The organism is Zobellia uliginosa, assembly GCF_018860745.1.
GTDB lineage: Bacteria > Bacteroidota > Bacteroidia > Flavobacteriales > Flavobacteriaceae > Zobellia > Zobellia uliginosa_B.
The window spans coordinates 428,721-451,108 of record NZ_JAHKPY010000014.1 but is presented as its reverse complement, the minus strand read 5'-3'; the positions used below and the strand labels follow the sequence as shown (position 1 = coordinate 451,108).

At 37.3% G+C, this 22,388-nt stretch carries 23 protein-coding genes; 11 read left to right on the top strand and 12 right to left on the bottom strand.

Annotated features, from left to right (window positions below):
• Window positions 1-108 precede the first annotated feature (108 nt).
• From KO521_RS16875 to pyk, 5 genes are all read left to right on the top strand, one after another.
• Entirely contained in the window at window positions 109-342 is a 234-nt protein-coding gene (locus KO521_RS16875; RefSeq protein ID WP_008269813.1) for an acyl carrier protein, read from the top strand.
• A 112-nt stretch (window positions 343-454) separates the two neighbouring features.
• Window positions 455-1,708 carry a beta-ketoacyl-ACP synthase II gene (gene fabF / locus KO521_RS16870; RefSeq protein ID WP_215941080.1) on the top strand — a complete coding sequence of 418 codons (1,254 nt, stop codon included), beginning with the start codon at window positions 455-457 and terminating at the stop codon, window positions 1,706-1,708.
• A 6-nt stretch (window positions 1,709-1,714) separates the two neighbouring features.
• Window positions 1,715-2,452: a ribonuclease III gene (gene rnc / locus KO521_RS16865; protein ID WP_215941079.1), complete on the top strand. Its 738-nt coding sequence runs from the start codon at window positions 1,715-1,717 to the stop codon at window positions 2,450-2,452.
• A gap of 110 nt (window positions 2,453-2,562) precedes the next feature.
• The gene (locus KO521_RS16860) at window positions 2,563-3,027 is read left to right on the top strand and encodes an IPExxxVDY family protein (RefSeq protein ID WP_215941078.1); all 465 of its coding nucleotides are present in this window, start codon (window positions 2,563-2,565) and stop codon (window positions 3,025-3,027) included.
• Window positions 3,028-3,030: 3 nt separating this feature from the next.
• Entirely contained in the window at window positions 3,031-4,467 is a 1,437-nt protein-coding gene (gene pyk, locus KO521_RS16855; RefSeq protein WP_215941077.1) for a pyruvate kinase, read from the top strand.
• 31 nt (window positions 4,468-4,498) lie between these two features.
• Here pyk and KO521_RS16850 read toward each other — a convergent pair whose 3' ends face one another.
• Entirely contained in the window at window positions 4,499-5,008 is a 510-nt protein-coding gene (locus KO521_RS16850) for a PAS domain-containing protein (protein ID WP_215941076.1), read from the bottom strand.
• 181 nt (window positions 5,009-5,189) lie between these two features.
• Between KO521_RS16850 and KO521_RS16845 the strand changes: the two genes are divergently transcribed.
• The 3 genes from KO521_RS16845 (at window position 5,190) to KO521_RS16835 (ending at window position 7,406) form a co-directional block, all read left to right on the top strand.
• On the top strand, window positions 5,190-6,035 hold the full coding sequence (locus KO521_RS16845) for a helix-turn-helix domain-containing protein (protein WP_215941075.1): 846 nt from the start codon (window positions 5,190-5,192) through the stop codon (window positions 6,033-6,035).
• 324 nt (window positions 6,036-6,359) lie between these two features.
• On the top strand, window positions 6,360-6,908 hold the full coding sequence (locus tag KO521_RS16840) for a carboxymuconolactone decarboxylase family protein (RefSeq protein ID WP_215941074.1): 549 nt from the start codon (window positions 6,360-6,362) through the stop codon (window positions 6,906-6,908).
• A 111-nt stretch (window positions 6,909-7,019) separates the two neighbouring features.
• Entirely contained in the window at window positions 7,020-7,406 is a 387-nt protein-coding gene (locus KO521_RS16835; protein WP_215941073.1) for a cupredoxin domain-containing protein, read from the top strand.
• Between the two features lie 76 nt (window positions 7,407-7,482).
• Here KO521_RS16835 and KO521_RS16830 read toward each other — a convergent pair whose 3' ends face one another.
• Window positions 7,483-7,644, bottom strand: a complete 162-nt coding sequence (locus KO521_RS16830) for a hypothetical protein (RefSeq protein ID WP_215941072.1) — start codon at window positions 7,642-7,644, stop codon at window positions 7,483-7,485.
• Window positions 7,645-7,847: 203 nt separating this feature from the next.
• Here KO521_RS16830 and KO521_RS16825 point away from each other — a divergent pair, with 203 nt between their 5' ends.
• Window positions 7,848-8,306 carry a COG2426 family protein gene (locus KO521_RS16825; RefSeq protein ID WP_215941071.1) on the top strand — a complete coding sequence of 153 codons (459 nt, stop codon included), beginning with the start codon at window positions 7,848-7,850 and terminating at the stop codon, window positions 8,304-8,306.
• Between the two features lie 10 nt (window positions 8,307-8,316).
• Here the strand turns inward: KO521_RS16825 and KO521_RS16820 are convergent, their stop codons facing one another.
• From KO521_RS16820 to pdxA, 8 genes are all read right to left on the bottom strand, one after another.
• A complete protein-coding gene (locus KO521_RS16820) occupies window positions 8,317-8,763 on the bottom strand; it encodes a GreA/GreB family elongation factor (RefSeq protein WP_215941070.1) in 447 nt (148 codons plus the stop codon).
• Window positions 8,764-9,143: 380 nt separating this feature from the next.
• A complete protein-coding gene (locus KO521_RS16815) occupies window positions 9,144-10,259 on the bottom strand; it encodes an NAD(P)/FAD-dependent oxidoreductase (protein WP_215941569.1) in 1,116 nt (371 codons plus the stop codon).
• Window positions 10,260-10,302: 43 nt separating this feature from the next.
• Complete coding sequence (accC, locus tag KO521_RS16810) at window positions 10,303-11,655, bottom strand: acetyl-CoA carboxylase biotin carboxylase subunit (protein WP_215941069.1); 1,353 nt, start codon at window positions 11,653-11,655, stop codon at window positions 10,303-10,305.
• 84 nt (window positions 11,656-11,739) lie between these two features.
• Complete coding sequence (gene accB, locus KO521_RS16805; protein WP_215941068.1) at window positions 11,740-12,234, bottom strand: acetyl-CoA carboxylase biotin carboxyl carrier protein; 495 nt, start codon at window positions 12,232-12,234, stop codon at window positions 11,740-11,742.
• A gap of 33 nt (window positions 12,235-12,267) precedes the next feature.
• On the bottom strand, window positions 12,268-13,260 hold the full coding sequence (locus tag KO521_RS16800) for a beta-ketoacyl-ACP synthase III (protein WP_215941067.1): 993 nt from the start codon (window positions 13,258-13,260) through the stop codon (window positions 12,268-12,270).
• A gap of 179 nt (window positions 13,261-13,439) precedes the next feature.
• Complete coding sequence (rpmF, locus tag KO521_RS16795; RefSeq protein ID WP_155595399.1) at window positions 13,440-13,637, bottom strand: 50S ribosomal protein L32; 198 nt, start codon at window positions 13,635-13,637, stop codon at window positions 13,440-13,442.
• Between the two features lie 7 nt (window positions 13,638-13,644).
• Entirely contained in the window at window positions 13,645-14,169 is a 525-nt protein-coding gene (locus KO521_RS16790; protein WP_215941066.1) for a YceD family protein, read from the bottom strand.
• Window positions 14,170-14,329: 160 nt separating this feature from the next.
• Window positions 14,330-15,376: a 4-hydroxythreonine-4-phosphate dehydrogenase PdxA gene (gene pdxA / locus KO521_RS16785; protein ID WP_215941065.1), complete on the bottom strand. Its 1,047-nt coding sequence runs from the start codon at window positions 15,374-15,376 to the stop codon at window positions 14,330-14,332.
• A 59-nt stretch (window positions 15,377-15,435) separates the two neighbouring features.
• On the opposite strand from pdxA, the gene KO521_RS16780 reads away from it, so the two are divergent.
• Entirely contained in the window at window positions 15,436-16,032 is a 597-nt protein-coding gene (locus KO521_RS16780) for a riboflavin synthase (RefSeq protein ID WP_215941064.1), read from the top strand.
• Between the two features lies 1 nt (window position 16,033).
• On the opposite strand, the gene KO521_RS16775 is transcribed toward KO521_RS16780, so the two are convergent.
• Window positions 16,034-19,834 carry a transglutaminase domain-containing protein gene (locus KO521_RS16775; RefSeq protein WP_215941063.1) on the bottom strand — a complete coding sequence of 1,267 codons (3,801 nt, stop codon included), beginning with the start codon at window positions 19,832-19,834 and terminating at the stop codon, window positions 16,034-16,036.
• Window positions 19,835-20,072: 238 nt separating this feature from the next.
• On the opposite strand from KO521_RS16775, the gene KO521_RS16770 reads away from it, so the two are divergent.
• Window positions 20,073-20,489 (top strand): hypothetical protein, encoded by a 417-nt coding sequence (locus KO521_RS16770; protein WP_215941062.1) that lies wholly within the window; start codon window positions 20,073-20,075, stop codon window positions 20,487-20,489.
• Window positions 20,490-20,512: 23 nt separating this feature from the next.
• On the opposite strand, the gene KO521_RS16765 is transcribed toward KO521_RS16770, so the two are convergent.
• Window positions 20,513-22,324, bottom strand: coding sequence for a sodium:solute symporter family protein (locus KO521_RS16765; protein ID WP_215941061.1), 1,812 nt, complete (start codon window positions 22,322-22,324; stop codon window positions 20,513-20,515).
• Window positions 22,325-22,388: the final 64 nt, after the last annotated feature.

Below are 22,388 nucleotides of genomic sequence, written 5' to 3'. Positions count from 1 at the left end.
TTATCCTGAAATTTTATAAATTACAAGACATTTTAACGACAAATAGTGGATTTAGTCCAAAGTTTTTTATTTTTGCAACCAATTTAATTTTTTAAAAACAATATTATTATGTCAGACATTGCATCAAGAGTAAAAGCTATCATCGTTGATAAATTAGGTGTGGATGAAAACGAAGTAGTAACGGAAGCTAGCTTTACTAACGACCTAGGGGCAGATTCATTGGATACAGTGGAGTTGATCATGGAATTCGAAAAAGAATTTGATATTCAGATTCCAGACGATCAAGCTGAGAACATCGCAACAGTTGGCCAAGCCATTAGCTATATAGAAGAAGCGAAGTAATCTTTATGATTTCTTGAACGAGATTCAAAATTATCCATGTGGTAACTATTATCGCATGGATAATTTTTTTAATTTACGCTTGACTTACTAAGTAAACCAAAAATTAGGTTCAATGCAATTAAAGCGAGTTGTAGTTACCGGGTTGGGTGCGTTGACACCCATAGGTAACAATATAAAAGAGTATTGGGAAGGTCTTAAAAACGGAAAGAGCGGTTCTGCTCCCGTTACCTATTACGATACCGAAAAATTTAAGGTGAAATTTGCCTGCGAGCTTAAAAATTTCGACCCTCTAGAGCATTTTGATCGCAAGGAGGCTAGAAAATTAGACAAGTTCGCGCAATACGCCTTGGTCTCTTCAGACGAAGCTATCATTGATTCTGGTCTCAACCTAGATGTAGTAGACAAGTTTCGCGTTGGGGTTATTTGGGGTGCCGGCATAGGCGGTCTGGAAACTTTCCAAAACGAAGTAATGAATTTTGCCGAAGGCGATGGTACTCCACGATTCAATCCTTTTTTTATACCTAAAATGATAGCGGATATTGCTCCTGGGCATATCTCTATTAAACATGGTTTTATGGGGCCTAACTATACTACGGTTTCTGCATGTGCCTCTTCTGCCAATGCCATGATCGACGCCTTAAATTATATTCGTTTAGGCCATTGTGATGTTGTGGTTACGGGAGGTAGTGAGGCAGCTGTAACGATTGCCGGCATGGGTGGTTTTGGCGCTATGCATGCATTATCTACTAGAAACGATAGCCCAGAAACGGCTTCCAGACCATTTGATGCAACCCGAGACGGATTTGTTTTGGGCGAAGGAGCTGGTGCTCTTATTTTAGAAGAATACGAACACGCCAAAGCGCGTGGCGCAAAAATATATGCCGAGGTTGCCGGTGGCGGACTTTCGAGCGATGCTTATCATATGACTGCTCCACATCCTGATGGAATAGGAGTGGTACAAGTAATGAAAAACTGTTTAAGGGATGCCGGACTAAAACCGGAAGACGTAGATGCCATAAATACACATGGTACTTCTACCCCCCTTGGAGACGTGGCAGAATTGAAGGCTATTAGTGAAGTCTTTGGTGAACATGCCCAGAACATTAATATTAACTCTACAAAATCGATGACCGGTCACCTATTGGGTGCTGCCGGAGCAATTGAAGCTATCGCATCCATTTTGGCTATGCAACATAGTCTGGTTCCACCAACTATTAACCATACTACCGTAGATGAAAATATAGATCCTAAACTAAACCTTACCCTAAACAAAGCACAAGAACGTGACGTAAAAGTTGCGCTTAGTAACACCTTTGGGTTTGGTGGTCACAATGCCTGCGTAATTTTCAAAAAATTTAGCGAGTAAGACCGTATGGGATTTCCTTCCAATATATTCAATTCCCGTCCTAAGGAGGATGGGGATTTTTTTGGAGGAATCACTTCTATTTTGGGTTTCAAACCCAGAAATCTTTCTATTTATAAAAAAGCCTTCGTACATCGATCCGCAAACGAAAAGGATGATGACGGCAACCCTCTTAACTATGAGCGCCTTGAGTTTTTGGGAGACTCCATGTTAGGGACTATAATTTCTAAACATTTATACGATCAAGTTCCTGAAGGGGATGAAGGGTATCTTACGAAAATGCGATCAAAAATCGTTAGTAGAAAACACCTAAATGAATTGGGTAAGGATTTAGGCCTTATTGACTATGTTAAAAGTAGAATTCCAAAATCTCACTTCGGCGAAAATATACACGGCAACGTTTTTGAAGCTTTGGTAGGAGCCATCTATTTAGATCGAGGCTATAAATATTGCGAAAAGTTCATTAGCCAGAAAGTTGTAGAGCCTTACGTAGATATAGAGCAATTAGAAGGTAAAGTAATAAGCTACAAAAGCCTTGTAATCGAATGGTGTCAGAAACAGAAAAAAACGTTTGACTATGACGTTTACGATGACACAGGTAATGATTCGCTAAAACATTTTGCGGTAAAACTCAGCATTGGAGACCAAGTTGTAGCTAAAGCTAGGGCGACCTCCAAGAAAAAGGCAGAGGAACGTGCTTCAAAAAGGGCATATTATGCATTACAGGACAAGATGGATAAGTCCTAAATTGTAATTTTATGTAACCAAAATGTTATAGTTTGTTCAAAAATAGTTTTAGCCTTGTCTAATCTAGGCGTTGTGCGGTATTAATATTATCTTTACCGTTTTGTGCCCCTATGGTAGCAGTACATAAAATTACGAACGACTTTTACGAAGACTCATTCGATTTAGTTGCATTGCATAGTAGCCTTGAAGATTACGCCATAGCCTATGCCCTTAATCTACATTTAAAATCGAGCTTTAAAAGGTCTATTGAAGACCTTGATCTTAACGGTCATATTACGGTTCCAATTTTTGAATGGAAAGATGATATTAACGATAGGTACTGGACCTTGTTTACCAATAATGGTTTAGTGGAGGATACTGTGAGTACAAAAGGTTTGTTTAAGGATGAACCTTCGTTCACAACATTTCACATGGTGCCCGAACACCGGGAGGTGGACTATTTTTTAAAAATAGAACAAGATGAGTTCATCAACATGGATAACCTTGTGAAAACACTGCAAAGAATACCCAAAATTATAACGGCTTACGCCATAGAAACCGACAAACTCAAATCTAAGAACAATTTAATTTTTTGATCAATGCCAAGTAATAAAAAGACAAAGATTGTAGCCACCCTAGGGCCGGCAACAAGCAAAAAAGAAGTGCTGAAAGACATGATGGAAGCTGGTGTGGATGTCTTTCGCATCAACTTTTCCCATGCTGATTATGATGACGTTACCGAACGTGTAAAAATGATTCGAGAGCTCAATAAAGAAACAGGTCGGAATACCTCTATTCTTGCAGATCTGCAGGGTCCTAAATTAAGGGTGGGTGTTATGGCTAGTGAAGTTGTAGTTGCTCCTGATGATGAAATTACCTTTGTGACCGGTGAACCTTTTGAAGGTACTGCCGAGCGCGTTTATATGAATTACGCAGCATTTCCTCAAGATGTAAAGCCTGGTGAGCGCATCTTGCTTGATGATGGTAAATTAATGTTCGAAGTAGTTGCCACAAATGGAAAAACCGAAGTAAAAACCAAGGTTATCCAAGGTGGGCCGTTACGTTCTAAAAAAGGTGTTAACCTTCCAAACACAAACATTTCTTTACCTGCCTTGACAGAAAAAGATGTAAAAGATGCCATTTTCGCAATTTCCTTAAAAGTAGACTGGATCGCTCTTTCCTTTGTTCGCTTTAGTCAAGATCTTATTGATCTTCAAGCCATTATAAAAGAACATGCAGAAGATAAAATTCCGATTATCGCGAAAATCGAAAAGCCTGAAGCTGTTGAAAATATAGATAAGATCGTTGCTTATTGTGACGGACTTATGGTTGCTCGTGGTGATTTAGGTGTTGAAGTTCCTGCACAAGAGGTACCATTAATTCAAAAGCAATTGGTTCTAAGAGCTAAAAAAGCTCGTATTCCTGTAATTATCGCAACTCAAATGATGGAAACGATGATTACCAGCCTTACACCAACACGTGCTGAAGTTAATGATGTTGCCAACTCCGTTATGGATGGTGCCGATGCTGTTATGTTATCCGGTGAGACATCTGTTGGTAACTATCCGGTCCAGGTTATTGAAAAAATGACCAGCATCCTAAAAAGCGTAGAGAATTCTGACTTAATTCAAGTACCTCACGACCCGCCACATATTCGTACAAAAAGATATATAACCAAATCTATTTGTTATCATGCAGCTATTATGGCAAATGAGATTAAGGCAAAAGCGATTTCCACATTGACCAATAGCGGCTATACTGCATTTCAGATTTCTGCATGGAGACCAAGTGCGCATATTCTAGTTTTTACTTCTAACCAACGTATCCTTACACAATTGAACCTTTTATGGGGTGTACGTGCTTTTTATTACAATAAAGATGTTTCTACTGATGAAACTATAGAAGATGTTAATAAAATGGCTTGTGATAAAGGGCTTTTGGAAACAGGTGATATGCTTATTAGTTTAGCGGCCATGCCAATGAAAGAAAAGGGTATGGTGAACACATTACGTGTTACAGAAATTGAAAATGTATAATTATAGATAATGTATAAAAGAAGTAGTAATTTTAAGCTACTTCTTTTTCATACGCAATATAGTTGACGAGTTGTCCGCGATTGTTGAATATAGGTTCCGCCTTTATTTCACAGTTATAAGTGCTTCCGTCCTTTTTATAGTTTAGAACAACGGCCTCAAAAGAAGTATTTCTTTGTATGGCCGTTTTTATTTCCGCCAACGTTTTTTGATCCGTTTCTTTACCCTGAAATATTTTAGGGGTATTGCCAATAACTTCTTCTGGTTTATAACCGGTCATTGAAGCAACGTTACTGGTAATATGCACAATAGTCAATTCCGGATTGGTAATAACAACCACTCCTCCGTGTTTTAATGGCTCACTATCTATTTTTGGATAAGCCCATCTATTACGTTCAGCAATATTTCGCATATAAAAAATATCCTTACCGCTTTCACATAACTCAAGAAAGTTAGAACTGTGAATGTCCCATGATATTAAGGGAACCGGACTTATGTTTATTTTATTATAAAACTGTCCTGCTGCTTCATCGTAGGTCTTCATAGAATTTATAGTTAAGTTAACTACTATTAATCGTTTTCCTAATCAATAGTACAAAAAGCCTTTTTGTCTAACAAATTCTTAATATTCTTTAACACTAAACTTTTGACACCTTAAGAACTAATTAGGTAAGGTTACATGTTTTAGTTAGACTAAAGCGATTAGATAATCTAAGCTATCACATATGAAATTTGAGTACAACGATGCAAAATTAGGCTCTCATTTAGGATTTACCGATGATATTAAAAAGTACCAAAATCAATTTACGGTAAGTTCAGGAAGCATTTATATGTTATGGAATAGAAACCAACAACCTCTTGAACTATTTATAGACGGCATGGCTATAGAATTAATGCCAGATCAGTTGGTTACGACCACCTATTTGCAGCATGTTTCGTACGAAAAGACCTCTTTGCCATTAACAGCATTTCGTTTCAACAGAGAGTTTTATTGTATAAACGACCACGATCACGAGGTGTCATGTAATGGCATTTTATTTTTCGGTACACAGGACCTACCCATCATATCCATTCCCGTGGAACAAAAACGCAAGTTTGAAACCCTTTATGAGGTATTTAAAGATGAATTCTCAACTCCGGATGGTATTCAAGGAGATATGCTCCAAATGCTATTAAAACGATTGATTATCATTTGTACACGCTTGGCAAAAGATCAACTTATAGTTAAAAAACTGGATAACGAACAAGTTGAGATTATACGAAAATTCAATGTTTTGGTAGACACCCACTATAAGACCAAAAGAAAGGTAAGTGACTATGCGGAGCTATTATTCAAAAGTCCAAAGACATTATCCAACCTTTTCTCCATTTACAATCAAAAATCTCCTCAACAGATTATTTTAGATCGTTTAGCACTTGAAGCAAAGCGATTAATCAACTTCACCGATAAGCAAAATCAAGAAATTGCATACGACCTTGGCTTTAACGACCCGGCACATTTTAGTCGGTTTTTCAAAAAAATGACCGGTATTTCACCCTCTCAATATAGAGAAGTAGCTATAATTCAATAGTAACGGGAAATTTCTACAAGCGGTCGGGCAATTGCGCCTAACAAACAAGCTTACTTCAGTCGCATCTTTGCATTGTAATTAAAATACAACCCAAGATGAAACTAAAACATATATCCCTTTTTAACCTAATAGAAATTTTTTCTCGCCCAACGAGACAACTAAAAGTTGCAGATACGCAAACCCACTGTGAGCAAAAACACCATCATGATTTTTATTGTGATGCAGAAAGACCTCACAACGAATTTTAAAGAAATAATATATTAATAGTCATTGCCCTTGGCAAAACACATTCGCTAGCAGTTAATGACAAAATACCCAGAAATTATGAGCAGATTTAATGTACCCACAAGAGAAGAGGTAAGCCCAAACAATCAAGCCATTTTTGATAATTTACAAAAAGCAGTTGGTTTTGTACCTAACCTTTATGCAGCGTATGCCTATTCTGAAAACGCCTTAGCCAATTATATGGCTTTGAGCAGCGCAAAAACATCTTTAAATGCCAAACAAAAAGAAGTAGTAAATCTTGCCGTTAGCCAAGTAAATGAATGTACTTACTGTTTATCCGCACATACAGCTATTGGTAAAATGAACGGCTTTAGTGACTCGGAAATCCTTGAGCTTAGAGCAGGGAAAGCCTCTTTTGATGCAAAATTAGATGCACTTGCCAGCTTTGCAAAAAATATAACTGAAAATCGTGGCGCAGCAGACGATGCTATAATAGAAAAGTTTTTAAATGCAGGATGGACCAAAGAAAATCTTATAGATACTATTGTATTGGTAGGTGACAAAACAATCTCCAACTACATACATAAGACTACTGATGTTCCAGTAGATTTTCCAGTTGCAGCCCCATTGGAAACTGTAGAAGCTTAAGAAATATTCTGTGCAACCTACAGTTGCACAGGGTTTTTGATTCAATTTTAATAGCACCCTTTTTTAATAATCCGTCTTTTTAAAATAAACGAAAGACCAAAACTAAAAATTATGAAAAGTATATTAGCAGCCGTAGTATTAGTATTTACACTAGCATTTTCCGCAAATGCCCAAGACAAAATGGAAAAAGATGTAAAAACCATTGCATTAGAACAAACGCCAGGTGAGTTTACCCAAAAATCATTAACCGTTTCTCCAGGAACGTACGTTTTTAATATTGTAAATAAGGGTGTTGGTCATGATGTTGGTTTTGTTCTTGTAAAAAAGGGAGAAGACATTAGTAAACCAGAAAACCACATTCAGACTGCCTATGTGACCGAAGTTGTTGCCACTGGTAAAACACAATCATCTAAACCAACGGTTTTAGAGACTGGGGAATATGTATATTTCTGCCCTATGAATCCTACTGCCACAGACAATACTATTTTAGTACAGTAATTTACGGTTTTACCTAAATTAGTAACAAAAAAAGGGAGTCTATTAGGCTCCCTTTACTTATTATAAGATTACGAACTTACTTGTTATCTTCCAATTTAATAACTTCCGTTCGGGCGTCATTGTTGTTTTCTTCTTCAAGTTCGTCAGCAATATCTTCTAATTCAGATTTTACGCTACACGAAAAGGCTGTCATTGATACAAAAGCAAGCAAAAATAATTTAGCAAATAAAGATTTCATAGGTAAAAGGTTTTGGTTATTAAAAAAGTATGTTAGTCTAAAACTCAGATAGATAGTCATTATTGTACCGTTCATCGAAAAGTTAAATAGTGTTAAAATGAACGGTCTACTTTTGAGCGGCATAATTTTTGGATTTATTTATGAGTTAAGATGGTGCTCAAACTCCCGTGTATTAGTAGTTTAGCCCTTCCAAAAAAAAAGTTGTGATTATAGATTTTATTATTGCCATTTTATGGAGCCTTTCCCCTTTCGGAGAAGCCAAGGTGGGCATTCCGTATGGATTGCTTAATGGCCTTAATATCTATTTGGTATTTGTTCTATGTTTTGCTGCTAACGTTTTGGTTTTCCCTCTAATGATTTTTTTCTTGGAAAAAATTAATCGCTATTTCTTGAAATGGGGCTTTTATAAAAAGTCGGCTATATTTGTTGCTCGAAAAGCGAAAACAGGCTCTGGTGATAAAATAAAGCGTTACGGTTTTTGGGGACTTATCTTCTTTGTGATGATTCCTATGCCTGGCACGGGAGTATATGCCGGTAGTATTGCTTCGTATTTATTTAAGATCGAAAAAACCAAAGCATTCTGGGCTAATACCATCGGTATTTTTCTTTCGTCCGTAATTGTTTGGTCAGCAACTTTAGCTTCTATGAAAGGTATGGGATAGTATCCCTTTTCTATTTAATTTCAGCAATTTTAATTTCTTTAGTGTTGAAGCTTACAGTATCTCCCACCTGTTTTCCAAAAAGTAATTTTGCGATTGGAGTAGCTGCGGATATGCAATAAATACTTTTGCCATTATTCTTGAATTCCCCTGCGGAGATAGCCAAGAAATAATCTGCTTTTGAGGTAATCACCCAACTACCAAGACCTATAAAGGCATTTGAACCATCTTTTGGCACTTTTGAAAGTACTTGTTTCATTTTTTCGGCCTCCGCCAATTGCTTCCCTAGTTTCTCCCGTTCCAGCTGTAACATAGCTCGCCCAGTTTCATGCTTATCACCTGCACTACTTTTAGTTTCCGCAGTCAATGAAGTCTGGATATCATCAATATTTTTATGAATTCTAGCTAAACGTTCCTTTACGAAAGTGCCACAAAACTTATGTAAATTTTCTTTTTCCATTCTATTTTTTTAGCGCAAATGCCTATCAAACATTTTGAACCTGGAGCTTCTCATTAATTAAGGACTAGATTAACTCCTTTATTCATACTCCACATGAAGCAATATACGTTTTTAAGGCCCTCTATGTTTGGAAAAAGAAGGCTGTGGTTTTATAATAACCTATAAGAAGCCTAATACCTTTTAGTAGAACAGAACGTTTATACGCTACCCTATCCATATTTGCAGGATTATAAAAGCCTAGGATTGCTGGTTTCATAATTGTTTCATTTAAGATATCAGCAACAGTCCAAAAGAAAACTACCAGTTTCAAAACACCTCATTTAACAACCACAGCAAAATAAAATGCTTATGACATTAAGCATCTTTCTTCTGTTTTACGTCTATTCAACTAAATCTGCCAAATCTTTACCTATGGCACTTCCTATGGCAATTCCCATACCCCCTAATCGTACTCCACAGTAAACATGATCCGATATTTTTTTAAGGATCGGGTTTTTCTGTTTACCCATCCCCATAATTCCGCTCCATCTGTGGTCTATGTTATGGGGCGTTTTAGGAAGAACAACTTCTTTAAGCAGTAGTTCCAAGTGTTTTTGAATTTTTTCGGAACATCCCGGTTCATTGGTTTCCTCTCCTTTAAAATCTAAATTTCGTCCTCCTCCGAATAAAATGCGACTGCCTATATTCCTAAAATAATAATATCCTTCATCAAAATGAAAAGTACCCTCTATAGATAAGTTTTGAATTGGCTTTGTAATTAATACTTGCGCTCTGGCTGGAGAAACTTTTTCATTAATTAAACTAGAGGCGAATCCATTTGTAGCTATTAGTAAATTTTTAGTCTTAAATTCAAATTTATCGGTTTTCACAACCACTCCTGATTTAGTTTCCGAATAATCTTCAACTATAATCGAATTAAAAACGGTAATACTTGTTTTCTGAACTAATTGTAATAAAGAGTTCATCATTTTTCCAGTATCTAGCTGTCCTTCAAAAATATTGGTAATGTACTTTTCTTTCACTTTACTAAAACCAAAAGTATTGGGCCCTAAATGGAATGCATCTTTACCATAAACGGGTTGTAAGAGTTTGTTGATTTCAGGAAGTCGATTTTTACAGGTATCATATAATTCTCCCCCGGAATCTAGAAACAATTCATGTCCGCCATGTATCTGAAAATCTATAGCTTGGTCACCTAAATTAGCACGAAGCATTTTTATGCCGTCCCAGCGTTTTTTAACCAACTCTATTACTTCCAACTCAGAGTGTTGATTTAAGTCCGCCAAAACTTCTGAAATACTACCAAAACATGCAAATCCCGCATTCTTGGTGCTAGCTCCTTGCGGCAAAAAGCCTTTTTCCAGAATTAGAATTTTTGCTTTTGGGAAACGTTCTCGCAACCGCAATGCACAATTAAGTCCTACGATGCCGCTACCAACGATAGTATAATCTATGTTGGACAACCATGTCTTATATTCCCAATAGCTTAAGTTCATTTTCTTTAATGAAAAAGCCCCAATATATATTGGGGCTTTGTTCTTAATCCGCTGGCTGAGGATCCATTTCAAAATCTTCCATAAATTTGGTGGTATAGTTACCAGCCAAATAATCTGGATGATCCATTAATTGTCTATGAAAAGGAATGGTAGTTTTAATACCTTCTATTACGAATTCATCTAATGCTCTTTTCATTTTATTAATAGCCTCCTCACGTGTTTGTGCTGTGGTTATCAACTTAGCGATCATAGAATCATAATTAGGTGGTATGCTATAGCCGCTGTAAACATGTGTATCCATACGAACACCGTGACCACCTGGTATATGTAGCGTAGTAATCTTACCTGGAGAAGGCCTAAAATTGTTATAAGGATCTTCTGCATTGATTCTACATTCAATAGAATGTAATTTAGGCAAATAGTTTTTACCTGAAATAGGAACACCGCCTGCCACTAAAATTTGCTCACGAATTAAATCGTAATCAATTACTTGTTCTGTAATAGGATGTTCTACTTGAATACGGGTATTCATTTCCATAAAATAGAAATTCCGGTGCTTATCAACCAAAAATTCTATTGTACCTGCACCTTCGTACTTTATAAATTCTGCAGCCTTCACGGCAGCTTTCCCCATCTCATCCCTAAGTTTATCAGTCATGAACGGAGATGGTGTTTCTTCTGTAAGTTTTTGATGCCTACGTTGAACGGAACAATCTCTTTCGGAAAGGTGACATGCCTTACCATATTGATCACCAACAATCTGGATTTCTATATGCCTTGGTTCTTCGATCAACTTCTCCATATACATAGCACCATTGCCAAATGCAGCGGATGCTTCTTGAACTGCACTTTCAAAAAGATCTTCCATTTCCTCTTCTTTCCAAACGGCGCGCATACCTTTACCACCACCTCCAGCGGTTGCCTTGATCATAACGGGATAACCCATTTTCTTGGCTGTTTTGATAGCATCGGCAACATCTTTCAATAAACCATCTGAACCAGGAACAGTAGGAACACCGGCCTCTTTCATTGTTTTCTTTGCCGAAGCCTTATCTCCCATCCGGTCTATGTGCTCACCAGAAGCACCAATAAACTTAATATCATGCTCTGCACAAATCTTAGAGAACTTGGAGTTCTCTGAAAGAAAGCCATAACCAGGGTGAATAGCATCTGCATTTGTAATCTCTGCAGCAGCAATGATATTCGGTATTTTTAGGTACGACTCACTACTTGGTGCCGGCCCAATACATACCGCTTCGTCTGCAAAACGAACATGCAAACTCTCTTCATCTGCTTTAGAATAGACCGCAACGGTTTTGATACCCATTTCCTTACAGGTTCGTATAACACGAAGCGCAATCTCACCTCTATTTGCAATTAATATTTTTTTGAACATACTTTTACAATTTAAATTCCAAAATCTAAGTACCAACGATATATTCCCTCTAGGGAAATATCATTTGGGATTCAGAATTTATATTTATGACGGATCTACCAAAAATAAAGGCTGATCAAATTCTACAGGAGAAGAATCCTCAACTAAAATCTTAACGATTTTACCTGAAACTTCAGACTCAATATCGTTAAAAAGTTTCATGGCTTCAATAACACAAAGCACATCTCCTTTTCCGATAGAAGTACCCACCTCAACAAAAGCGCTCTTATCTGGTGATGGCTTTCTATAGAAAGTACCGATAATTGGCGATTTAATAGTGATATACTTGGAATCATCATCTTTGTTTTCCGCTTTTGCCGCATCACCTGAAGCCGCTTCAATATTTTGAACCGGAGCTTGTTGGGAAGGCATCATTTGCGCTTGCGGCATGGGGATCTGCTGCACGTAGGTTGTTTCGTTTCCAGAATCCGAAGTACCGGTTTTGATGGTGATTTTCAAATCCTCCATTTCCAACTTTACTTCACTGGCACCTGATTTTGCTACAAACTTGATCAGGCTTTGAATTTCTTTAATATCCATGGAATGTTGTTTATTTAAGTGATCGGTAATTAATTAATAAGCCCATTTTAGGTAAATGGAACCCCAAGTGAACCCTCCGCCAAAAGCGGCAAAGACAAGGTTATCTCCTTTTTTCATTTGACTTTCAAAGTCGGCCAACAACAACGGTAAGGTTGCTGATGTGGTGTTGCCGTATCTTTCTATATTCATTAGAACTTTAGAATCTTCCAGACCCATTCTATTGGCTGTTGCATCTATGATTCTTTTATTTGCTTGGTGTGGAACCAACCAAGAAACATCTGTATGCTCTAGGTTATTTCGCTTCATTATGGTTTCTGCCACATTCGCCATATTGGAAACTGCAAATTTAAAAACCGTTCTACCTTCTTGGTAAATAAAGTGTTTTCGATTTTTAACCGTTTCTTCTGTAGCCGGCATTAAGGAACCTCCAGCATCCATCCCCAAAAATTGCCTTCCTGTGCCATCTGCCCTTAGATATTCATCCTGTAGGCCTAATCCCTCTTCATTTGGTTCGAACAATGCCGCACCGGCACCATCACCAAAAATAATACATGTGGTGCGATCTGTATAATCTATTATAGAAGACATTTTATCCGCGCCTATCAACAAGACTTTTTTGTACCTGCCAGACTCTATATAACTAGCAGCCGTAGACATGCCGAATAAAAAGCTGGAACACGCTGCTAAAAGATCGTAAGCAAATGCATTTACGGCTCCAATTTCCGATGCTACAAAAGCAGCGGTAGAAGCCACCATACTATCTGGTGTGGCCGTAGCAATGATTACTAGATCTATTTCCTTTGGATCAATATTTTTCTTTTGAATAAGGTCTTCCGCAGCTTTGATGGCCAAGTAAGAGGTACCTTGTCCTTCCTCGGGTTTTAACACCCTTCTTTCTTTAATTCCCGTTCTAGAGATAATCCATTCATCATTAGTGTCAACCATGTCTTCCAACATATTGTTGGTTAGCACAAATTTTGGAACATACCCTCCTACAGCTGTTATTGCTGCCGTTGTTTTACTCATCTTAAAGTCGATTTGATATCCGAAACCCTCAAAAATGCCTCAAAATTGGTGAAAAATAATCAATTTTCATCAATTTAACTGGTAAAACTACGCGTTTTTGAAATTTGAGGACTAGAAATAAAAAACTCCCGTCATTAATTACGGGAGTCGTGAATTCATTATAAGATAACCGGATACGTTTATGCTTCGGCTTCTTCGGTCTTGTCGATCAAAATTTGACCTTTATAATACAATTTTCCTTCATGCCAGTGGGCTCTGTGGAACAAGTGTATTTCACCAGTAGTTGGGTCAGTAGCTAAAGTTGGTGCTACTGCTTTATAATGGGTTCTTCTTTTGTCCCTTCTGGTTCTTGATATTTTTCTCTTAGGATGTGCCATTTAAAACTTATTTATCCGTTAACAGTTTCTTTAATTCGTCCCATCTGGGATCACTTTCTTTTTTCTCTTTCTTGGGCTGCAATTCTTCAAGCTTTTTTAAAGCTTCGGATTGCAACGTACCGTCTAATACCCCGGGGTGAATTCTTTTATGTGGTACGGCCAACACTAACATTTCGTATACGTATTGCGCAATATTGACCTGATGTTCTCCATGAGGAATAATCAGAATCTCATCATCTTCATCATTAAACTCTTCCCCAAACTTGACTACTAATTCCAAATCTGCCTCAATAGGCTGATCAAAAGGTTCGCTGGTCAGGTCGCAATTTACATTAACCGTGCCCTGGGCTTTCATTTCTAACTCGAGCATTGTGCTCATCTTATTCAAAACTACATGCAACTTAATGTCAGCAGCATTGAATTCGTTATACCCAAAAGATTCAAAGAACGGGTTATTAATCGTATACTCAAATTCGTGTTTTCCTTGTCCTAATCCAGAGAAAGGAATGTTAAACTCCTTTTGCTTCATCATTTCAACACTGATTTTTATACACCGCCCTATTAAAGGCGGGTGCAAAGATAATATTATTTAATAAACTTCCAACCCTTTTTTAATTGGAATTCAATTAGTTCGCTTATCTTAAGGACCTATTCTTTAAATTAATTAGGTCTACTACATCAAAAACCTCCTGTTAGCGCCTTATACGCTGCTTTTGAAGAGGATTCTCCGTAAGTTCCTTATACTCTTTTCTGTTCTTAAAAATATGAAGCGCCGTAAAGACCGCCTCTTTAAAAGAACTAGGGTCTGCTTTACCTTTTCCAGCAATTTCATAAGCAGTGCCATGATCGGGTGAGGTTCTTACCTTAGATAAACCAGCGGTATAGTTAACTCCTTTTCCAAAAGACAGAGTTTTGAACGGTATAAGCCCCTGATCGTGATACGCCGCTAAAACAGCATCGAACTTTTTATAGGCGTCAGAACCAAAAAAGCTATCTGCGGAATAGGGCCCGAAAACCAAATGCCCTCCATCTTGCATTTCTTTTATCACCGGTTTTAAAACTTCATCATCTTCTTTCCCGATAATTCCGTTGTCACCACTATGTGGATTAATACCCAGCATAGCTACTTTTGGCGCGCGTATACTAAAATCCATTTGTAAAGACTTCTCTATCGTGCGCACCTTATTTCTAATCAATATTGGATTTATGGCCGCTGGAGCATCTTTTACCGCTACGTGATCGGTAAGCAAACCTACCTTAAGATCATCCGTTACCATGAACATTAAACTTTCTCCTTCCAATTCCTGAGCGAGAAAATCTGTATGCCCGGGAAATTTAAAATCTTCGGCCTGAATATTATTCTTATTGATAGGTGCCGTAACCAGTGCATCTATCGCATTGTTTTTTAAAGCTTCAACAGCTGCCCGTAACGACTTAATAGCATATTTGCCTCCTTCTTCCGTAGCCTCGCCAAAATTTATTCTGGGAACTTCCTTCCAAACATTTACCACATTTATCTTACCGTCTACTGCTTTAGAAGCATCAGTAATCCCATGATAATTAATATTTATATCCAACTCTTTTTTCTGAAAGGAAATAGTTTTGTTGGATGCGAATATTACAGGAGTACAAAAATCTAGCATACGACTATCTTCAAAGGTCTTGAGGAGAACCTCACAACCTATTCCGTTTAAATCGCCTATTGAAATACCGAGTTTAATTTTTCCTTCTTCCTGCATCTTATTCTTTACCTTTGCCTAATAATCTAGGGTACAAAACTACTTAAATTTAACGGAACATGTTTACGGGCATTATTGAAACTTTAGGGGAAATACAGCAATTGGAAAAAGACGGTAGTAACCTTCACATTACAGTGAAATCTACGTTAACCCCAGAACTTAAAATTGATCAGAGCGTAGCGCACAATGGTGTCTGTCTCACTGTGGTTTCTTTAGACGAGCGTACTTATACCGTAACTGCCATTGACGAAACTTTACGAAAAACCAACCTAGATGAACTAAAGGTAGGAGAAAGTGTGAACCTAGAACGTGCCATGATTCTTGGCTCTCGTTTGGACGGCCATATTGTTCAAGGCCATGTAGACCAAACTGGAGTTTGTAAAGCCGTTGAAGAAAAAGATGGTAGTTGGTTTTTTACTTTTGAGTATGATGCCGCAACCGGAAACCCAACAATAGAAAAAGGATCAATAACTATAGATGGCACAAGCCTTACCGTAGTAAACTCAGGAAAGAACCTCTTTAGCGTTGCCATTATACCTTATACCTATGAACACACACGTTTTAAGTCGTACAAAATAGGTACAACCGTAAACCTTGAGTTTGATGTTATCGGCAAATATGTGGCAAAACTAATGTCTTACCAGAACAACGCTTAACTTATTTTTTACCCGAGAAACTAACTTTGGTTTCTTTCTTCTTTTTCTTGAAACCAATGAGTTGTTGCTTGGCATCCAGAGCAGCTTTAACGTAGGCTTTAAAACCCTTATAGTCTTTTGCGGCAATTCGCTCTTTAGAGGTGGTTGCTTCTATATTGATGTGTAACTCGCTCTCTTTGGCCAACTCATAATCTATCTTAAAATGATGTTTCTTGAAACTATAATCCGCACTTTCTGGAATTTCAACAAAACGCTCATCATCTTTTAATTTTATTACATAGCTAGACTTATAGACGTCTGCATTTTCGTATAGCAAATAATCTATTGGAAAAGCACGTTCATCATCCTGAATAATTGATGTATTATATGCATTGTTTACTGCGGGAATGCGAAATACCTTCATTCTTCCAATTTCGTCTAATTTTTCATTTATAGTTAAGTCCGATGTGTATTTTAGAACCGGCGACCGAAGATTATACTCAATATTATGGATACTATCAAAAGTAAAATCCTCATTAATTCTACTCTTAAAATCGTCTGTAATACTCTTTTTTACTACTTCGTAATTCTTCTCTTTAAAAATAGCCGCATAGTGAGAATTGATACTTCCGTTTAAAACAGATTCTATTTTTAGCTGATGCGATCCTTCACCTATTACATATTCCATATTACTTTCTAGCACTGTGGTGGTATGGTCAATGTCTTTTAGTTTATAAATGCCTTTTTTAACATCTTTTAACCACTTATTAGGAATATCCAGAGCCGTTGCACTTTCTAAACTCGTAGGTATAGACTTGTACGGCATATTGTTGTCCGTTAATTCTAAATACTGAGGTTTACCATCAATAAACACTATGGCAATACAGTGGTTAAAATCCTGGCTAGGCAGTACCATTGTTTTCTCACCATAATCAGAAGTAAGTACTAAAACCAAATGCGATTTTAAGCCTGCCATCTGAGCCAAGGTTACGTACAAGGTTGAAAAATCCTTGCAATCCCCTAATTTGGATTTTATGGTTTTTGAAGGCCGTTGTGGAACGAAACCGCTTTGTCTAAATCCTACGTGGCTATAGCTAAAGTTCTCCATGATATAATAATATATTCTAGAGGCTTTTTCATCTTCCGACAAACCATTACTGCCTGAAGGAAAAATGGTTTTGAATGCTTCCTGAACATCTGAATTCATAATAATCTGCGGGCGTACCAAATCTGAATACCAATTGGCAATATCATCCCAAGAACCTATAGTGCTTACATGTACATAACTAGCCACATCACTAAGGCTTGGCATAAAATTCTCTTCTGGAGTCAATTCTTTTTGATCAATGGTTTCCCACTCATGGTACACATAATCATCTATGTTTCGCTTTTCATATTTTACCTCACCGTTTAAGGTTTTAGTGGTAAACTCCTTATCCTTTGGCACCAGTATTTTTAAGGTGTTTTTATGAATAGGATGAAAAGAATCAAACTGAAAATAGTCTACATGGTCTTTATAGAACCGTCCGCTGCTAGAATAGCTACTTTCATAATCCACATAAATAATATCACCTATTTCCAAGTTGTTGAAAACTATATTAGAGCCACTTTTAGACGCTGGAACTATCTTTTTATTTGGCTTGACAATTTCAGATTTTGTAATGTGGTAATTACCGCTAAGACCCAAGTTTACCTCCTTTAAAGATTCTATACCACTGTCACTAGTAATTTCAACAACATAACGTGTCTGGGACTTTCCGCCTCCTTCCGGATAAAGTTGAAGCAAACTTTCATCTAACAGATAATTATAGCCATAATTGCCCTTAATCCCTTTATTACGGGTTTTGGCCATGAACTCATATATATCTGGCGTAGCCAAATCTTCAAGATAATCCTTACCATTAGAAAGGTCATCTATTTTCTTTCGCAAAGCGGAATTAGCTCCGTTATGCTTCAGTGATTTTTCATACCAAACCAAGGCTTCTTTTTTCTTGCCAGATTGCTCAAGTGCAGTTCCTTTTAATTCCATCGCCATAAATGAATAGGGGAAGTTCTTTAGCATCTCTTCTATATTTGGCAGAGACTCCTCATACTTTTTGTACTCATGTTGATAAGCTATGTAATCTGACAAGTAGATATTATCATGGTCAACCAAATTATACCGCTTTTCAAAAAGAGCCAAGGCTTCTTTTTTTCTATCCTGTTTGTTGTAAAAAGCAGCAAGCGACTTTAATGCACTGTAGTCAAAATAGTTTTCATCTATATCTTCCAATATACTTATAGCCTTGTCATCTTCATTTAAATAGGCCGAATAAATATTAAGGTATACTTTTAAAATACTCAATTGGTCCTTGTAATTATCAGTAATATGCCGAAGCGTTTCCTTTACGGCGGACTTATCTTCCTGCCTAATATTCAACAATAATTTTGCTGATTGCTTTAGGATATCCATATCCGTTGCCGCAGAAAATTCTTCTACAAAGGCTTCAAATTCCGGTAAAGGTAGTTTGAACAGTTCTCGTGAATCTTCAAACCTATAGATGTATGACAGATAGTATTTCTCATCATCACTTTCAATATTTTTTCGTAACTCTTTTGCAGAAGCAAAGTCTTTTTCTTTAGTATAACAATCAATTAGGTATTTTCTCAAAAATGAACTTTCAGGATAAGCATCCACCCAAGGCTGCAATGTTGCTTTAGCCTCATTGAATTTTGAGTTTCTTAGGTAAGCACTTACCAAACAAACGGTATGAAAGAAGTTGTTCGGGTCTTTCTTTAATTTGTTCTGAAAAAAGACTTCAACAGCATGCGGAAGCGCTTTTGGAGCAATGGCCGCCAATGAACTTTTTTTATACGAGGTTGGTGTAGCATTATATTTTAAGTCGTTAAATGCGTTACCCTTTTCATCTGTAATCCTAACAATGAAATAGGCGACCCCACTTTGATCGGCACTTTTAACCAACAGTCTGTTATTACCTGCAGGAAGGTTTACTAGTATATTGTAGGCATCCAAATCTGTTATACCATCATTAGTGTTTTCATAGATCAAAACATCGTTCAACCAAACTTTAGCAAAAGATGAACTTCCCAAACGAACTACAGCTTTCTTTGCCGTTGGGTTGTTAATAAAAGTCTGTGCATAATTTACCCCGCCTCCGTACTCAGAATGATTGGAATAGTATTGATAGGCCTCTTTCTCTCTTCCTTTTTGTTCGTACCAATTAATGAATCCATTACTATTGGCATTAAAATTGGTTGAAGAAACAGCTTTCGTCTCCGGAGCGTATTCCGTAGCTAGACCACTACCGTTTAAATTCTCAAAACTACCGCAGAATTGCCATGACTTAATAGCAGGAATAGCATCGTTAAGTTTATCATAGGTTTCCCAATCATTAGAATGTTGAGCCACTGCGGATTTTAAATACCGAAGAGATTCTTTAACCGTAGCATTATTTATGCGTTCTAAGGGTATACTATTTATATTACTTATGTTTCTTTTATTGAAACCAGAACCTAAATAAGTATCAAAAAAGAAAGTGTTGTTCCATAACGCGTATAAGTAATACTCAAAATCTGGTTGAGAAATTACACGCTCCAGAAACCCATCTGAAGATGTAAATTTACCATTCTCATTGGCTATGATTTCCGTAGTAAGTATATCCGGCAAACTTCCTTTATTCTTCTTTTGGAATTTAATTTGGGCTTCTTGTCTTTGGTTCTTTAAAAGAAGCTGCCAATACGGGTCTATTTTCTTAATTTCTTGTGCTTGGGAACAAGATGCCGAAAAGACAAAGGCCACTAGAAGAAGACGGTAAAATCTCATAAGTAGGTAGGTTAAATTAAGGTTTGGATAAATTATAACGCAAGATTTCACCAATTGGTATGCTCTATTCTCCAGTGCATAAAATTTACTTAGACCCCAAACAGCCCATTGTTGAAATTACATACCGAACAACGAATTTATACAATAAGCCAAAGTAACGGGCGTTGATTCATAAGGTGTTAGCAAATAGCATCTTTCCAAATCAGGAGACCCCAAATCCTCCTAAAAACATAGAGTTATGAAAAAGCGCATTGTATACCTACTTTTCAGTGCTGTTCTAGTATTATCAACAAGCTGCTCAAAAGACGAAGAAGAAACTGCTCTTGTGAGTAGTGAGGCAAAAATCTCTACCGATACGGGACTCTCTTTTGCAAATTCCAACGGATTTTCCGCAGATTATGTAACCTTTAAACTTAGGCATGGCACCGGAGAGGAAAAAGAATATGGGCAAAATCTAAGCAATTATAGTGTAACTACTTTAGAGCAAGGCCCCAGAACCATTTATCAAATAAAAGCATTTAATGACGGCCAAGAAATCCCCTTTAAATCTTTTACTTATGGTGAAGATGGAAACAAAAATGAGGTTAAATCAACTTCCATAATTGAAATAATGGATAAAAAAGTGCTACAGATTGTTTTGGAAGATGTAGAGTAATACACTCTTATCTTAACATCAATCTATAAAATATTTTCCTTCATTTTGTTCCATGCGCGTATAAGCAGGAATGCGGATACAACGGCTATTCCCGTAAGCAATAATGCCGCTTCGGTCCTGCCATAAATCCAATACCCTGTAGCGAACATAATAGTGTATATAAGAACACATCCTAAAAGCATTGCCATAATACCTTGTGGCACACTCCACTTCTCGTTATCCTTGGCTATTTTTTCGCCATCAACATAAGCATCGTTTACCACCTTTGCCCAACCTGGACCACCAGGTTGAATGCGCTTATAAAATGAACGCAACGTAGCCTTAGACTCCGGTTGTGTCATAAATGTTGCCGTTAGCCATATAGCCGAAGTGAGAACTACTACAAATGGATATTCCGACCAATCTGGAAAGACACCGGTATTTTCAGCAAAAAGCGCAGGTCCTAAAGCTGTTGTTTTCAGTAAAATTGATATAATTCCTGAAGCGAACATGGCGGTAATCTCGCTCCATGCGTTTATGCGCCACCAGAACCATCTCAATATAAAAATAAGTCCCGTACCAGCTCCAAAAGTCAATAATATATCAAATATCTGAAGTGCGTTTTCGAGTGCCAAGGCCAAACCGGCACTTAAAATCATAAGTACTACCGTAGAAATTCTTCCCACAGCTACCATTTGTTTTTCTGTTGCGTTAGGATTTACTTGTTGCTTGTAAAAATCAAACACTATATAAGACGAACCCCAATTTAATTGTGTAGAAATCGTACTCATGTAAGCCGCGATCAAAGAAGCCAAAACAACTCCTAAAAGGCCGCTTGGTAATTTGGTCAACATAGCGGAATATGCCAAATCATGACCTAATTTATCTTCTGCAATATTTGGGAAAGCCTCTTGTATACTGGCAATATCCGGATATACTACCAATGATGCAAGGGCTACTAAAATCCATGGCCATGGTCTAAGTGCATAATGCATGATATTAAAAAAGAATGTTGCACCAATAGCATGATTTTCATCTTTTGCGGCCAACATACGTTGCGCGATGTAACCTCCACCACCTGGCTCTGCTCCTGGGTACCAAGAACTCCACCACTGTACAGCTAACGGAATTATAAAGAGTGTAATTAACGCTTTCCTATTGCTGAAATCAGGTATAATATCCAGCTTATTTGTTACGTTCTCATTTGCCATTAGTGCTTCAATACCACCAACTTCTGGAATGTTCACTAAATAATATGCAGCACCTATAGCTCCCGACATTGCTACAAAGAACAAAAGAAAATCTGTATAAACCACACCTTTAAAACCTCCTAATGCACTAAAAGTAACCGTAATTAATCCTGCTCCTACAACGGTTTGCCAAGGTTCTAGGCCCAACATAATCCCGCCGATCTTAATGGCTGCCAATGTTACCGAAGCCATTGTAATTATATTAAAAAGTGCTCCTAAAAAAATGGCACGAAACTTTCTTAAGAAACTTGCCGGTGCACCACCATAGCGCATTTCATAAAATTCCAAATCTGTATTCACATTAGATTTACGCCAGAGTTTTGCATAAACAAAAACCGTTAAAAGACCTGTAATTAAAAATGCCCACCAAACCCAATTGCCAGATACACCATTAGTTCTCACAATATCCGTTACTAGATTTGGCGTGTCCGTAGAAAAAGTTGTAGCCACCATGGATAATCCCAAAAGCCACCAAGGCATAGTTCTACCCGAAAGAAAAAATTCCGAAGAATCCTGCCCGGATTTTTTAGAAACGTAAAAGCCAATACCCAAAACAATAGAGAAAAAAACAATGATAAAACTGTAGTCTAATGTAGATAACTCCATTAATAATAAAGGGTTTTAGGTGAATTGTTAAAGATATTGTTTTTTTAGGATACTTTTGCGCTTT